The following is a 13,509-nucleotide window of genomic DNA, read 5'->3' on the forward strand; positions in this document are numbered from 1 at the left end:
CCGCACCGGCTTGCATCACCCGGCGTCCGCTTCGCGCACCGCGCGTACGAACGCCGCCATCCGGGCGTGATCCTTCACGCCCTTCGCGCCCTCCACTTCGATGCCACTCGAGACATCGACAGCAAACGGGCGCAGCTGGCGGATCGCATCACCGACGTTTTGCGCGTTCAAGCCACCACTCAAAACGGCCCGACGCGCGAGCTCTGCGGGAATAAGAGACCAATCGAAGACCTTGCCGCTACCGCCGTAATCCGGCACCAAAGTGTCGAACAGGAGGCCGCGCGCTTTCGAATAATGAAGAGCCGATTCTACCAAATCGGCACGCTGCGTCGAGGGGCCGACGCGCACCGCGCGCAGCCACGGCAGGCGGGCCGCGCGGCCGAGCGCGTCGCACTGCGCCGGCGTCTCGTCGCCGTGGAGTTGCAGCATCGTGAGCGGCACGTCGCGCACGACGGCTTCGATCTCGGCATCCGTCGCATTCACGAACAGCCCGACCACCGACACGAACGGCGGCGCCAGGCTCGCCAGCTCGGCCGCCTGCGCGATCGTCACCGCGCGCGGGCTCTTCGGGTAGAACACGAGGCCGATCGCGTCGGCGCCGAGCGCCGCCGCGTGCAGCACGTCCTCGGGGCGCGACAGCCCGCACAGCTTGATGCGCGTGCGCGGCGGCAGGCCGACCGAGGCTGAAGTCGAAGAAGACACGGCGTGCTCCGTCATGTTTGTGGGTCCAGATCCGCCCAGACGCTGCTCCACGGCACGCTGCCGAGCTGCGCGGGCGGGACGGCGAATTCCGCCGGGTAGCCGACGTGGGCGAGGTACAGCCCGTCGGCCATGAACGTCGGGGCCGCGAGGTTGCGGTCGCGACCGGCCAGCACGTCGGCGAGCCAGTCGGCCGGATAGCGGCCGCGCCCGACCGCGACGAGACAGCCCATCAGGTTGCGCACCATGTGATGCAGGAACGCGTTCGCGCGGAAGCGGAAATGGAGGAAATGCCCCGCGCGCCGCACGTCGATCTGATACAGGTGTTTGACCGGCGTCTTCGACTGGCATTCCGACGACCGGAACGACGAAAAGTCGTGCTCGCCGATCAGGTGCGCGGCGGCGGCGCGCATCGCGTCGTCGTCGAGCGGCGTGTGGATCCAGCCCGCGCGCCCGGCCAGCATCGGCGAACGCACCGGATGCACGTACAGCGCGTAGTAATAGGTGCGCTCGAACGCCGAGAAGCGCGCATGGAACGTGTCCGGCATCGGCTTCGCCCACTGCACCGACACGGTCGGCGGCAGGAACGCATTGGTGCCGCGCACCCACGAGAACACCTCGCGCTCGAGATCCGTGTCGAAATGCACGACCTGCCCGAGCCCGTGCACGCCGGTATCGGTCCGCCCGGCCACCGTCGTATGCAGCGGCACCCGCGCGAACTCGGCCAGCGCATGTTCGAGCCGGTCCTGCACGGTCTTTCCATGCGGCTGCGCCTGCCAGCCGCAGAACGCCGCGCCGTCGTACTGGATGCCCAGCGCGATTCGCATCACGCCTCGTCCGCCAGTTTCGCGAGCAGCGCGCTGGCATCGTCGCGCGTCGCGGCGTCGTTCGCGTCGACCACTTCCTGCAGCAGCGTCCGCGCGCCGGACAGGTCGCCCAGTTCGACGTACTCGACCGCGAGGTCGAGCTTGTTGCGGGCGATGCGCGCGAGCTCGTCCGGCGTGAGCGCGGGCAACGCGACGCCCGGCGTGGACGGGAGGTCGAGATCGAAGTCGAGCTTCAGCGCGCCGAACTGCGCGCCGCCAAGCGGCGGCAGCGAAGTTGTCGCAGGCGGGATACCCGCCTGGCCGACAGGCGTCGCCGCGTCCGGATCCCAGTCGAACTCGTCGTCCTGGTCGGCTGGATGTTCCGGTGTCGTTTCAGCCGAACCCATCGGCGGATGCAGGGCGGATTGACCGTTAGTTGCAATTTTATCGGCGTCGGACTGCGGTGCGCGCGCAGACGGTTCCTCCTCCGCCGTCGACGGCTCGTCCCCCGTCCGCGGCGGCAACGGCATGTCGAGACTGTTGAGCGCGCTGATCGCGTTCTGCATCAGTGCCGCGTGCTGCGCGTCGGTGCTCGAAGGCGCAGCAGGTGCGGCAAGCGCGGTAGGTGCGACGGTCGGCTCGGCCGGCTCATCGGCGGCAGGAGGTTGTTCCGCCGGTTCTGCGTCATGCGGGGCCTCAGCCGAAACCGGGCTCACCTCGTTCGCGGCCGACACGACAGCGTCAGCAGCCGGCAATTCGGGCGACTCGTCGCGCAGCGCCGCCATTTCGGGCGCGGGCGACGTATCCACTGCCGGCGGCTCGATCGTCTCCGCCGCGGCGGCAGTCGCCTCGGCGAGATTCATGTCGGCTGCCGCATCGCGTGCGACCGGCATCTCGGGCGTGATCGGCAGTTCGCGTTCGACGGACGGCGCGGCTTGCGCTTCTGCAGCCGCGGCGGCGCCTACTGCAGTCGCGGTCGCAGCAGCACCCGCCTCACCCGCGCGGCGCCCCTTCCGGCGCTTGCGCCATGCGAAGCCGGCCGCGAGCACGATCACGGCAGCGCCGGCCGCGGCAGCCGGGCGCCAGTCCATCTGTTCGGTACGACGTGCCGGAGTCGCGACAGGCGCGACCGGTTGCACGGACGCCGATGCCGGTTGCGGCGCACTGGCTGCCACACCCGACGCGGCTTCGTCCGCCCTCGCTGCAGCGGCCGATGCACCCGCGTCATTCGCGGCCGCACGCGGCGCGGCGGGCGCCGGAGCAGGCGCGACGCCGGTCGTCGTCGCCGGCTTGCCGATGCCGTGCTTTTGCAACTCCATCAGCACGCGGTTCTTCAACGCAAGCAATTGCTGCAGGCTCGACGGCCGCGGCTGCGACGCACCCACGGCGGGCGCTGCGCCGGCCGGCTCGCGCACGCCGGAAACGGGGTTGCCCGGCACTGACTGCGCCGTGGCCTCGCTCGCGGACGACGGCGCCGACTGGATCGCACCGCTCCATACATGCGGACCGCTCGCACCGCCCGTGGGCGCAGCCGGCTGCGTGCCATCGACAGCCGACGCGCCATGGGTAGCCGACGCGCCGATCGACGCCGAAACGCCGCTCGAAACGGACGCGCCCGCCGCTGCCGCCGTCGCGGCACTCGCCCCGCTCGCCGAAGCCGCATGCGCGGCCGGCGCCACCGGCGCGGGTTGCGCGGCCGAACCGGGATGCGGCGCGGATGCGCCGTGCTGCGCGATCGCCGCCCCGCCCGATGCGGCGGCGGGCGCGGACGCGGCCGCCGTACCCGACGCGGCGGATGCGCCGGCCGGCGCGAGCGCCGCGCCGGTGGCGTCGAGCGCGGGCACCGTCAGCGTCGCGCCGACTTTCAAACGGCTCGCATCGCGCTTCATGAACGCCTGCGGATTGGCGTCGAACAGCGCACGACCGGCGCGCGCGAGCACGGCCGGATCGTGCGATTGCGTGGCCGCTTTCGCGATGTCGTTCAGCGACTGGCCCGGCTGGACCGTCACGGTAAGCGGTGCGGCGGCGCCGACGCCGGATGCCGGCAGGTCGCCGGTGCCGACGGCCCACGCCGATGCGGCTGCGCCGAGCGCCAGGACCGCCAGCGCGCCACGCACGGCGCGCGACAGACGGGACTGGCGCGGAAACAAGGAAATTCGGGACATCGTTGGCTCTATCGCCGCGCACGGGCGCGGCTCGGATTCGCGGTTGGAAGCGTCAATAAAGTGCCGCAGAAATGCAAAAGCGTCGCGCGGAACGCGACGCTTTCGGCGGGTCTGTGCGTCGTAACCGCGTAGTTTACTTCACACGATCGGATTCCGGCCGAATTCGTCGCCCGACACGTACGGCCGGGGTACGGCCGGGCGCAGGCGGGCGCTCGTGCCGCGCGAGTCCGCGTGCCCCCAGCCCATGTACCCGATCGGTCAAAACGACCTGCGTACCTCAGTTGAAAGCCGTCTCGCGGCAGCCTCGCGCCCCGCTCGAATGACGCAGCTTTCTTGCGCTCAGCGGGCGTCCGCCGCTGGGTCGCAGCGACAGAATCGAAAACGCGGCCTCGACAATTCACCTCGCCCGTCGTTAATGAATGAGCAGCCGTAAAAATCAAAACCCATTCCGACCGACGCCCCACTCCGCTCCAATCAATTCCAATTCGTCGATAAGAAGGCAATTTCCCTCTCTTATAGGAGAAATAAAAATCCACACCGCCAAATCCCCGCCCCGTATGGCTTTGGCCGCCTTCTGCACGCTCCATTGCCCATACAAAATCGATTTTTTCTGCATTAATTCAATTGCATCACACAAAATTACACAGACCCAATAATTCCCGTCGATACGATCGCCTTCAAACAGGAATCGGCACATGTCGACCCCGCGCTCGCCCATGCCGGAAAGGCCGGAATTACCAGGCGAATGCGCAGACGATCAAGACCCAGCAAACCGTCGACCAGACGCTGCTGAACCTGCGCTGAATCGCGCATGAAAAACGCGCCGCGCCGGCCCCGAATCTCGAGGCCGACGCGGCGCGTCGTATCGTGCAGCCGGCGTGCTTACTTGTCGAGCAGGATGCGCAGCATGCGGCGCAGCGGCTCGGCCGCGCCCCACAGCAACTGGTCGCCGACCGTGAACGCCGACAGGTATTCGCCGCCCATCGCGAGCTTGCGCAGGCGGCCGACCGGCACCGTCAGCGTGCCGGTGATCTTCGCCGGCGACAGGTCGCGCATCGACGCTTCACGCTCGTTCGGCACGACCTTCACCCAGTCGTTCGCCGATGCGAGGATGCCGTTGATCTCGTCGAGCGGCACGTCCTTCTTCAGCTTGATCGTCAGCGCCTGCGAGTGGCAGCGCATCGCGCCGATCCGCACGCACAGGCCGTCGACCGGGATCGAACCCGGCTCGCCCATCGCCGGCTTGCCGAGGATCTTGTTGGTTTCCGCGCCGCCCTTCCACTCTTCCTTCGACATCCCGTTGCCGAGATCCTTGTCGATCCACGGAATCAGCGAACCGGCGAGCGGCACGCCGAAGTGGCTCGTCGGCATCGCGTCGCTGTTCATCGCGGCCAGCACGCGGCGGTCGATGTCGAGGATCGCGGAAGCCGGATCGGCGAGCTGTTCCTGCACCGCGCCGTTCAGCGTGCCCATCTGCGACAGCAGCTCGCGCATGTTCTGCGCGCCCGCGCCCGATGCGGCCTGGTAGGTCATCGCGGTGATCCAGTCGACGAGGTTCTCGCGGAACAGGCCGCCGAGCGCCATCAGCATCAGGCTGACCGTGCAGTTGCCGCCGATGAAGTTCTTCGTGCCCTTGACGAGCGCGTCCTTGATCACGTCGAGGTTGACCGGATCGAGGATGATGACCGCGTCGTCCTGCATCCGCAGCGACGATGCCGCGTCGATCCAGTAGCCGTTCCAGCCGGCCGCGCGCAGCTTCGGGAACACGTCGTTCGTGTAGTCGCCGCCCTGGCACGTGATGATCACGTCGCACTTCTTCAGCTCGTCGACGTTGGTCGCGTCCTTGAGCGTGGTCTCGTTTTTCGCGAACGACGGCGCCTTGCCGCCCGTGTTGCTGGTGCTGAAAAACACCGGTTCGATCAGGTCGAAATCGCCCTCTTCCTGCATGCGCTGCATCAGGACGCTGCCGACCATGCCGCGCCAACCTACGAGACCTACGTTCATGACTAACCCTTTGCTTTGAATGGAGCTTCCCCGCCATTTCCGTCCCCGCGTGACCGCGCGGGGAAACAGGCGGGCACGACGGCGATCAGCGTTTAATGATCGTTTTCGTGGTAATGGTTTTCGTGATGACGATGGCGCGCGCACCCGCACGGGCAGTGTTGCCGTGGAGTTTCAGGACCGGGGAGATCAGGGAAATCAGCGCCATCATTCGAGTCTACACAAAGCCGGTGGCCCGCACAACGGCCAACCGTGCGCGAACCAGCCGATTTTGACGGCCCGTTCGCGCCCTTTTCCACATGAATCAATTACCGCACTTCATCGCCATGCGCTTACAGCGCGGCGACCACCGCATCGCCCATCGCGGCCGTGCCGACCTGCTTGCAGCCCGGCGTCGCGATGTCGCCGGTGCGGTAACCCTGTTCGAGCACCGTTTTCACCGCGCGCTCGATGCGATCGGCCTGCTCGGCGCGATTCAGCGAGTAACGCAGCAGCATCGCGGCCGACAGGATCGTCGCGAGCGGGTTCGCGATGCCCTTGCCGGCGATATCCGGCGCCGAACCGTGCGACGGCTCGTACAGGCCCTTGTTGTGCTTGTCGAGCGATGCCGACGGCAGCATGCCGATCGAGCCCGTCAGCATCGACGCTTCGTCCGACAGGATGTCGCCGAACATGTTGCCGGTGACGATCACGTCGAACTGCTTCGGCGCCTTCGCGAGCTGCATCGCCGCGTTGTCGACGTACATGTGCGACAGCTCGACATCCGCGTACTCCTTCGACACGTCGATCATGATGTCGCGCCAGAACTGCGACGTCTCCAGCACGTTCGACTTGTCGACCGACAGCAGCTTCTTCGCGCGCTTTTGCGCAGCCTGGAACGCGACGTGCGCGATGCGGCGCACTTCCGGCTCCGAATAGCGCATCGTGTCGAAACCTTCGCGCTCGCCGGCGAACGGGCCGTCCGGCGCCGCGCGCACGCCGCGCGGCTGGCCGAAGTAGATGTCGCCGTTCAGTTCGCGCACGATCAGGATGTCGAGGCCCGCGACGAGCTCCGGCTTCAACGGCGAAGCATCGACGAGCTGCGGATAGCAGATCGCCGGGCGGAAATTCGCGAACAACTCGAGGTGCTTGCGCAGCCCGAGGATCGCCTGCTCGGGGCGCAACGCGCGTTCGAGCGAGTCGTACTTCCAGTCGCCGACCGCGCCGAACAGGATCGCGTCGGCCTGCTTCGCGAGCGCCAGCGTCGCGTCGGGCAGCGGATGGCCGCTCGCCTCGTAGCCCGCGCCGCCGACCGGCGCCTGTTCGAGTTCGAACTTCTCGTCGAGTGCGTTCAGCACCTTCACCGCTTCATTGACGATTTCCGGACCGATGCCGTCGCCGGGCAGCACTGCAATCTTCATGCGAAATTCCTGACTGGGTAGATGGTGATGGAGGCAGGCCGGCGAGCGCGCGAAAAGCGCGCCCGCCTCGAAGGCGACGTCAGCCGACCAGCTTGGTGTCGAGCCAAGGCTGCTTCACGAGCCGCTCCGCCTCGAACTGGCGGATCTTGTCCGCGTGGCGCAGCGTGAGGCCGATGTCGTCGAAGCCGTTCATCAGACAATACTTGCGAAACGCGGCGATCTCGAACGGATACTCGCGGCCGTCGCCCGCGCGCACGACCTGCGCGTCGAGATCGATCGTCAGTTCAAACCCGTTGAACGCGACCGTCTCGTTGAACAGGTGATCGACCTGCTGCTCGGTCAGCACGATCGGCAGCAGACCGTTCTTGTAGCAGTTGTTGAAGAAGATGTCCGCGAAGCTCGGCGCGATGATCGCGCGGAAGCCGTACTGCTGCAGTGCCCACGGCGCGTGCTCGCGCGAGCTGCCGCAGCCGAAGTTCTTGCGGGCGAGGAGCACCGATGCGCCCTGGTAGCGCGGCTGGTTCAGCACGAAATCCGGGTTCAGCGGACGCTTCGAGTTGTCCTGGCCCGGCTCGCCGTGATCGAGGTAGCGCCACTCGTCGAACGCGTTCGGACCGAAGCCCGTGCGCTTGATCGACTTCAGGAACTGCTTCGGGATGATCGCGTCGGTGTCGACGTTCTCGCGATCGAGCGGCGCCACGACGCCGGTATGTACAGTGAATTTTTCCATGATCCGTCTATCCGGTTGAAGGGCCGGCAGTCAGCCGGCGCACATCGACAAATTCTCGGCGGGAAACGTCACTCCGCAGCGCGCTTCAGCGCGTTGCCGGCGGCGTTGACGTCCTCGCCGAAGCCTTGGACGGTATTGCAGCCGGCCAGGCCGAAGCCCAACCCCGCCAGCGCCAGCGCGGCGACCAGCCGCGCGATGACCTTCGATGCCGTCACGTGTTACCCCAGCTGGCGAATGTCGACGAAGTGACCTTCGATCGCCGCGGCCGCCGCCATCGCGGGGCTCACGAGGTGCGTGCGACCGCCCGCGCCCTGCCGCCCTTCGAAGTTGCGGTTCGACGTCGACGCGCAACGCTCGCCCGGCTCGAGCCGGTCGGCGTTCATCGCGAGGCACATCGAGCAGCCCGGCTCGCGCCATTCGAAGCCCGCATCGGTGAACACCTTGTCGAGCCCTTCGCGCTCGGCCTGCGCCTTCACGAGGCCCGAGCCCGGCACGACCATCGCGAGCCGCACGTTCGACGCGACGCGACGGTTCAGCTTCTTCACAACGTACGCGGCCGCGCGGATGTCCTCGATTCGCGCATTCGTGCACGAGCCGATGAAGATCTTGTCGACCTTGATCGATTCGATCGGCGTGTTCGGCTCGAGCGCCATGTACGCCAGCGCGCGCTCCATCGCGTCGCGCTTAACCGGATCCTTCTCGCGCTCGGGATCGGGCACGCGGCCGTCGATCGACGTGACCATTTCCGGCGACGTGCCCCACGTGACCTGCGGGACGATCTCGGCGGCGTTCAGTTCGACCACGCGGTCGAACTGCGCGCCGTCGTCCGACTTGAACTGGCGCCAGTACTCGACGGCCTGATCCCATTCCGCGCCGGTCGGCACGAACGGACGGCCCTTCAGGTATTCGATCGTCGTGTCGTCCACCGCGACCATGCCTGCGCGCGCGCCGGCCTCGATCGCCATGTTGCAGACGGTCATGCGGCCTTCCATCGTCAGCGCGCGAATGGTCGACCCGCCGAATTCGATCGCGTAGCCCGTGCCGCCCGCGGTGCCGATCTTGCCGATGATCGCGAGCACGATGTCCTTCGCGGTACAGCCGCGCGGCAGTGCGCCCTCGACCTTCACGAGCATGTTCTTGCTCTTCTTCTGCAGCAAGGTTTGCGTCGCGAGCACGTGCTCGACTTCCGACGTGCCGATGCCGTGCGCGAGCGCGCCGAATGCGCCGTGCGTCGACGTATGCGAATCGCCGCACACGATCGTCATGCCCGGCAGCGTCGCACCCTGCTCCGGCCCGATGATGTGGACGATGCCCTGGCGCATGTCGTTCATCTTGAACTGCGTGATGCCGAAAGCGTCGCAGTTCGCGTCGAGCGTGTCGACCTGCAGCTTCGAGACGGGATCGGCGATGCCGTGGCTGCGGTCCGTGGTCGGCACGTTGTGGTCGGACACGGCCAGGTTCGCGCTGATGCGCCACACCGGACGCTGCGCGATCTTCAGCCCTTCGAACGCTTGCGGGCTCGTGACTTCATGCAGCAGCTGACGGTCGATGTAGAGCAGGGTCGTGCCGTCTTCCTCGGTGTGGACCACGTGGGTGTTCCACAGTTTGTCGTAGAGAGTCTGTGCCATGGGTATGCGGGGTCGTTGTGACTACAAGCCTTGCGGATGCGGTCGATTATGCCACGCGGAACGCGCGCCGGCGCGGGCCGGACGCGAAAAAACCCATTAAAAACAGTGGTTTGGCTGGTAGTGCCAATACCTGTATCGGCATTACCAGCCAAAACGGGCACACACGATCCGGCGCGAGACGATTGCGCGTGCGGTGCCCGTGTTCGCCCCTCGCCTACCCGTTCGGATATTCGCGATTGATCAGCGCGAGCCGCAGCATCGAGAGTTGCATGCCGGCGTTGCTCATCAGGTAAAGATCGCGCCGCCGCATCGCCGGCTGCTGGGCCGATGCATCGTAGATGCCCGGCAGCGCCAGTCCGGCCGGCACCGCCGCCTGCATCCCCGCCGCGTTCGACACGCGCACGGCGAGCGACGCCTGGTCGCGATGCGTGACCACGCCGACCTTGCCGAGCGCCGCAGCCGACCCGGCTTGCCTGACGATCGCGGCGACCACGCCGTCGGGCGTCGGTATCGGGCTGCCGGCGACTGCGGCGGGCGTCGCGATCGACGTCACGCCAGCCGTCAGTCCGTATTTCGACGCGAGCATGCTTGCGACTTCCTGCTGCGCGAAGACCGGCGCCACGACTTTCTGCCGAAGCTGGAACACCGCATCGGCGATCGCCTCGTTCACGGGGCCCGGCACCGGCGCCGCAGCCGATGTGCCGGCGCGACCGCCGAAACCGAACGCGGCAATCGCGTTGATGGCGGCAGCATCGACGGTCGGCGGCGTCCACGAGAAAAACGTGTCGAGCAGGTAACCGGTTTCGGCGGCGGCGGTCGCGCGATCGTTCAGTTCGTTCGTCAGCTTGCCGAGCATCTGGCGCTGTAGTTCCGCGTCGGAAACGGGCGCGTCGTCCGCGAAAGCAGGTGCGGCGGCGGCGCACGACGCGGCGAGCAATGAAGTGGAAGCCAGGAAATGGCGGCGGTTCGTCATGGTCAGGGATAGGGAATTCGAATGAGAAACGAGGGAAGGTCTCAGCCCTTCGGGAACGCCTGCATCGTCGCGGTCATCGCGCGCGTCAGCATCTGCGCATACATGTCGTGCACGAGATAGAGGCTGCGGTTGCGCGTCCACGGCTGGCCCGACTGCGGGTCGTACGTCGTCGGCAGCGGCACCTCGGCGACCGCGGCCGCCTGCATGCCCGCCTGCCGCGACGTCTGGATGCAGCGCTTCGCATGATCGCGATGGCCGACCACCGCGACGGCGCCCATCGCCGCCGCGCCGCCCGCGCGCGATACGGCCACGGCGGCGACGCCCGCGGTGCTCAGGTACACGATCGAGCCGTCGCTCGCGGTCACCGGTTCGATCGACGACAGCACGTCGGCGCCCAGCCCGTATTTCGATACGAGAAAGCGCGCGATTTCCCACTGCGCGTACACCTTGACGGGCTTCAACTGGCGGATGCGGAACACGGCGTCCGCAAGCGCTTCGTTCACGGGCCCCGGATCGGGCAGCGCGGACTGGTTGCCGCCGGTGCTCGACGTATTGCCGCTCGCCGCGTTCGGACGATTGCCGAAGCTGTACGCGACGATCGCGCCGATCTGGGCGGCCGGCACCGTCGGCAGCGCCCACGTGAAGCCGACGTCGGTCATTGCCGGCACGATCGCATCGACGGTCGCCGCATCGCCGAGCTGGGCGTTCAGTTTCGCGGATATCTGCGCGGCAAGCGCGGCGTCGCCGATCGGCGCCGACGTGACGCAGTCGCCGCCGCATGCGCCGAGCAATGAAGCCGCCGCGGCCGGCGCGGTGCAAAGGAACGTTCTGCGGGACGAAGCCGGGGTATGTTGACTCATGAGTGCGGGACGAAAGGATGCGAACCACGAACGCGCCCGACCACAGGCGCGACCGCCGGATTTCGCGGGGTCAAGAGGAAAGGCCATCGAGCAACCACGCACGCATCGGCATCGCGACGCATCGCCGGCTGGTGAAGCGCGATCGTAGGCGGCGTTGGTTAAATTGCGGTGAAAACACCGATCGGATCCGTTCGGCCGCCGCTGCGTTTCGCCGATGGACGAATCCGTTTCATCGGTGGCAAGCGCATCGCACTGTTGTTTCGCCGGTGGCCGGCGCGTGGCGCACGACGCACGCGGAACTTTTCCGACGATCTCCTAGACTGTCTATTCGCAGCGGGCGCCGCATGGCCGCCCCGTCGTCACGCAGCCGACAGCATTCGGCGCAACGAACAGGAGAACAGCATGCGATACGAACTCTATTACTGGCCCGATATCCAGGGCCGCGGCGAGTACGTGCGGCTCGCGCTCGAGGCAGCCGACGCCGACTATGTCGACGTCGCGCGCGAATCGGGGCGCGGGATGGGCGTGTCGGCCATGATGCGCATGATGGACAGCGCGAAGGCCGAATGCGTGCCGTTCGCGCCGCCGTTCCTGAAGGCGGGCGACGTGGTCGTCGGGCAAACCGCGAACATCCTGCTGTTTCTCGGCTCGCGGCTCGGGCTCGCACCCGACGACGAAGCCGGCCGGCTGTGGGTGCACCAGATCCAGTTGACCGCCGCCGATTTCATCACCGAGATCCATGACACGCACCATCCGATCGGCAGCGGCCTGTACTACGAGGACCAGCAAGCGGAAGCGGCCGAGCGCGCGGCCGATTTCCTCGAGAACCGGCTGCCGAAATTCCTCGGCTACTTCGATCGCGTGCTCGAACAGAACCCGCACAAGAGCGGCTATATCGCGGGCAGCGCGCTCAGCTACGCGGACCTGACGATGTTCCAGCTGATCGAGGGCCTGCGCTATGCGTTCCCGAAAGCGATGAAGCGCGCGGAGCGCAAGATCGCGGCGCTCGTCGCATTGCACGATCGCGTCGCGCAGCATCCGCCCATCGCGCGCTACCTCGAGTCGGAACGCCGCATCCCGTTCAACGACATGGGGATCTTCCGGCACTATCCGGAGCTGGACAAGTAACGGCCCGGCACGTACCGAAGAACGTACGCGCGCCGGTGGATCGCACGCAGGATCAGTGCGGCCGCCCGTGCCGCGCGGCGGCCGCGTCGCGCCTCACCACACGCCCGGCACCGACGGAAACCAGTAGCGCATCACGATCTGCGCGGCGACCAGCTCGATCGCGATCGTCACCGCCCAGCTGTACCAGTAGGTCCAGCCGAGCGCGACGCCGAAGCCTTCGTCGACGTACTTCTCGCCGTAGATCGCGAACGAGCCCGATACCGGCATCAGCGCGGCCATCTCGCCCAGCCCGGTGACCACGAAGTAGACCATGATCCCGATCGCGACATACGCGGCGATCGCCCCGCCCGGCCCCGCCTGCGCGACCGACGCGCCCGACGCGACGAACAGCCCCATGCCGATCGAGCCGCCGATCGCGATCATCGCGATGTGGCGGCCCTGCAGATGGCGCTTCAGCGTCGTCCCGGACGGTGCGGCCGTCTCCGCTGCCGCTTGCATGGCATCCATAGTGTTCACCCCGATTGTGAGCCGGCCAGCCGATTTCATCTGGAATGCAAATCGATTGCCTGGGTCATTCGCATCGAAACCGGCCCTGCCGGGCCGGTCGCATCACACGACGCTGCGCTTGATCGCCTGCAGTTCGGCCGTCGTCACGATCTTCTCGATCCGGAACCGCGGGCTTTCCAGCCACGCGTTCGCGACCCGCCGGTACTCGTCGAGATCCTCGCACGCGAGCCGCACCAGAAAATCGAACGTGCCGCTCACCAGCCAGCAATCGAGCACGGACGGACTCGCGCGCATTTCCTCTTCGAACGGCGCTTGCGAACGCCCGTGGTCGGCCAGCACGATCTGCGCGATCACGACGATCGGCTTGGTCGCGCGCGGCGCGTTGATCACCGCGCGGTACCCTTCGATCACGCCGAGCGCCTCGAGCCGCTCCACGCGCGCCTGGCACGGCCGCGGCGTGAGGTTCACGAGTTCCGACAGCTTCCGGTAGGAAATTCGCCCGTCGGTGCGCAGAATGTCGAGAATCCGGAGATCGATCTTGTCGAGCTGCATCTTCCTGTCGGTCATCCGCGTTCGCTCCGGTCGGGTCGTGGCTCATGCGCGGGCCGCCTG

The 13,509-nt window shown here is 67.2% G+C and carries 14 protein-coding genes and 2 pseudogenes; 2 read left to right on the forward strand and 14 right to left on the reverse strand.

Features of this window, described 5'->3' with window-relative positions:
- Positions 1-15: 15 nt before the first annotated feature.
- The 4 genes from AC3IFE_RS04330 to AC3IFE_RS04345 all read right to left on the reverse strand — a co-directional run bounded on the left by AC3IFE_RS04330 (position 16) and on the right by AC3IFE_RS04345 (position 4,367).
- Positions 16-717 (reverse strand): phosphoribosylanthranilate isomerase, encoded by a 702-nt coding sequence (locus AC3IFE_RS04330; protein WP_489189706.1) that lies wholly within the window; start codon positions 715-717, stop codon positions 16-18.
- Positions 714-1,526, reverse strand: coding sequence for a tRNA pseudouridine(38-40) synthase TruA (gene truA / locus AC3IFE_RS04335; RefSeq protein WP_179233483.1), 813 nt, complete (start codon positions 1,524-1,526; stop codon positions 714-716). The genes AC3IFE_RS04330 and truA overlap by 4 nt, the downstream gene beginning before the upstream one ends.
- The gene (locus tag AC3IFE_RS04340) at positions 1,526-3,670 is read right to left on the reverse strand and encodes a FimV/HubP family polar landmark protein (protein ID WP_489189707.1); all 2,145 of its coding nucleotides are present in this window, start codon (positions 3,668-3,670) and stop codon (positions 1,526-1,528) included. Before AC3IFE_RS04340 ends, truA begins: the two co-directional genes overlap by 1 nt.
- A 436-nt stretch (positions 3,671-4,106) precedes the next feature.
- Complete coding sequence (locus AC3IFE_RS04345) at positions 4,107-4,367, reverse strand: hypothetical protein (RefSeq protein ID WP_489189728.1); 261 nt, start codon at positions 4,365-4,367, stop codon at positions 4,107-4,109.
- 32 nt (positions 4,368-4,399) lie between these two features.
- Between AC3IFE_RS04345 and AC3IFE_RS04350 the strand changes: the two are divergent.
- Positions 4,400-4,474: pseudogene (locus AC3IFE_RS04350) on the forward strand (flagellar basal body rod C-terminal domain-containing protein); the annotation flags it as partial.
- Positions 4,475-4,552: 78 nt separating this feature from the next.
- On the opposite strand, the gene asd reads toward AC3IFE_RS04350, so the two are convergent.
- The 8 genes from asd to AC3IFE_RS04390 form a co-directional block, all read right to left on the reverse strand.
- Complete coding sequence (gene asd, locus AC3IFE_RS04355; RefSeq protein WP_069618461.1) at positions 4,553-5,674, reverse strand: aspartate-semialdehyde dehydrogenase; 1,122 nt, start codon at positions 5,672-5,674, stop codon at positions 4,553-4,555.
- Positions 5,675-5,759: 85 nt separating this feature from the next.
- Positions 5,760-5,879, reverse strand: coding sequence for a hypothetical protein (locus AC3IFE_RS04360; RefSeq protein WP_006756675.1), 120 nt, complete (start codon positions 5,877-5,879; stop codon positions 5,760-5,762).
- 124 nt (positions 5,880-6,003) lie between these two features.
- Positions 6,004-7,071, reverse strand: a complete 1,068-nt coding sequence (leuB, locus tag AC3IFE_RS04365) for a 3-isopropylmalate dehydrogenase (protein WP_011548096.1) — start codon at positions 7,069-7,071, stop codon at positions 6,004-6,006.
- Between the two features lie 79 nt (positions 7,072-7,150).
- Complete coding sequence (leuD, locus tag AC3IFE_RS04370) at positions 7,151-7,801, reverse strand: 3-isopropylmalate dehydratase small subunit (protein ID WP_089469377.1); 651 nt, start codon at positions 7,799-7,801, stop codon at positions 7,151-7,153.
- A gap of 68 nt (positions 7,802-7,869) precedes the next feature.
- On the reverse strand, positions 7,870-8,016 hold the full coding sequence (locus AC3IFE_RS04375; protein ID WP_089469376.1) for an entericidin A/B family lipoprotein: 147 nt from the start codon (positions 8,014-8,016) through the stop codon (positions 7,870-7,872).
- 3 nt (positions 8,017-8,019) lie between these two features.
- The gene (gene leuC / locus AC3IFE_RS04380; RefSeq protein WP_301739166.1) at positions 8,020-9,429 is read right to left on the reverse strand and encodes a 3-isopropylmalate dehydratase large subunit; all 1,410 of its coding nucleotides are present in this window, start codon (positions 9,427-9,429) and stop codon (positions 8,020-8,022) included.
- A 214-nt stretch (positions 9,430-9,643) separates the two neighbouring features.
- Complete coding sequence (locus AC3IFE_RS04385) at positions 9,644-10,402, reverse strand: Tat pathway signal protein (RefSeq protein ID WP_489189708.1); 759 nt, start codon at positions 10,400-10,402, stop codon at positions 9,644-9,646.
- A gap of 41 nt (positions 10,403-10,443) precedes the next feature.
- Complete coding sequence (locus AC3IFE_RS04390; RefSeq protein WP_489189709.1) at positions 10,444-11,262, reverse strand: hypothetical protein; 819 nt, start codon at positions 11,260-11,262, stop codon at positions 10,444-10,446.
- A 402-nt stretch (positions 11,263-11,664) separates the two neighbouring features.
- On the opposite strand from AC3IFE_RS04390, the gene AC3IFE_RS04395 reads away from it, so the two are divergent.
- Complete coding sequence (locus AC3IFE_RS04395; RefSeq protein WP_489189710.1) at positions 11,665-12,390, forward strand: glutathione S-transferase; 726 nt, start codon at positions 11,665-11,667, stop codon at positions 12,388-12,390.
- A 96-nt stretch (positions 12,391-12,486) separates the two neighbouring features.
- Here AC3IFE_RS04395 and AC3IFE_RS04400 read toward each other — a convergent pair.
- Positions 12,487-12,897 (reverse strand): annotated as a pseudogene (locus AC3IFE_RS04400) (amino acid permease); the annotation flags it as partial.
- Between the two features lie 102 nt (positions 12,898-12,999).
- Entirely contained in the window at positions 13,000-13,464 is a 465-nt protein-coding gene (locus AC3IFE_RS04405) for an Lrp/AsnC family transcriptional regulator (protein ID WP_489189711.1), read from the reverse strand.
- Positions 13,465-13,509 lie beyond the last annotated feature (45 nt).

It is taken from the genome of Burkholderia sp. APQ4-4ca, assembly GCF_057837105.1.

Excerpts from the sequence above, each read along its gene's own strand:
- AC3IFE_RS04330 (WP_489189706.1), bottom strand. The coding sequence starts at position 717 with ATGACGGAGCACGCCGTGTCTTCTTCGACTTCAGCCTCGGTCGGCCTG.
- AC3IFE_RS04385 (WP_489189708.1), bottom strand. The coding sequence starts at position 10,402 with ATGACGAACCGCCGCCATTTCCTGGCTTCCACTTCATTGCTCGCCGCG.
- AC3IFE_RS04405 (WP_489189711.1), bottom strand. The coding sequence starts at position 13,464 with ATGACCGACAGGAAGATGCAGCTCGACAAGATCGATCTCCGGATTCTC.
- leuD (WP_089469377.1), bottom strand. The coding sequence starts at position 7,801 with ATGGAAAAATTCACTGTACATACCGGCGTCGTGGCGCCGCTCGATCGC.
- truA (WP_179233483.1), bottom strand. The coding sequence starts at position 1,526 with ATGCGAATCGCGCTGGGCATCCAGTACGACGGCGCGGCGTTCTGCGGC.
- AC3IFE_RS04345 (WP_489189728.1), bottom strand. The coding sequence starts at position 4,367 with ATGTGCCGATTCCTGTTTGAAGGCGATCGTATCGACGGGAATTATTGG.
- leuB (WP_011548096.1), bottom strand. The coding sequence starts at position 7,071 with ATGAAGATTGCAGTGCTGCCCGGCGACGGCATCGGTCCGGAAATCGTC.
- AC3IFE_RS04390 (WP_489189709.1), bottom strand. The coding sequence starts at position 11,262 with ATGAGTCAACATACCCCGGCTTCGTCCCGCAGAACGTTCCTTTGCACC.
- AC3IFE_RS04340 (WP_489189707.1), bottom strand. The coding sequence starts at position 3,670 with ATGTCCCGAATTTCCTTGTTTCCGCGCCAGTCCCGTCTGTCGCGCGCC.
- asd (WP_069618461.1), bottom strand. The coding sequence starts at position 5,674 with ATGAACGTAGGTCTCGTAGGTTGGCGCGGCATGGTCGGCAGCGTCCTG.
- AC3IFE_RS04360 (WP_006756675.1), bottom strand. The coding sequence starts at position 5,879 with ATGGCGCTGATTTCCCTGATCTCCCCGGTCCTGAAACTCCACGGCAAC.
- leuC (WP_301739166.1), bottom strand. The coding sequence starts at position 9,429 with ATGGCACAGACTCTCTACGACAAACTGTGGAACACCCACGTGGTCCAC.
- AC3IFE_RS04395 (WP_489189710.1), top strand. The coding sequence starts at position 11,665 with ATGCGATACGAACTCTATTACTGGCCCGATATCCAGGGCCGCGGCGAG.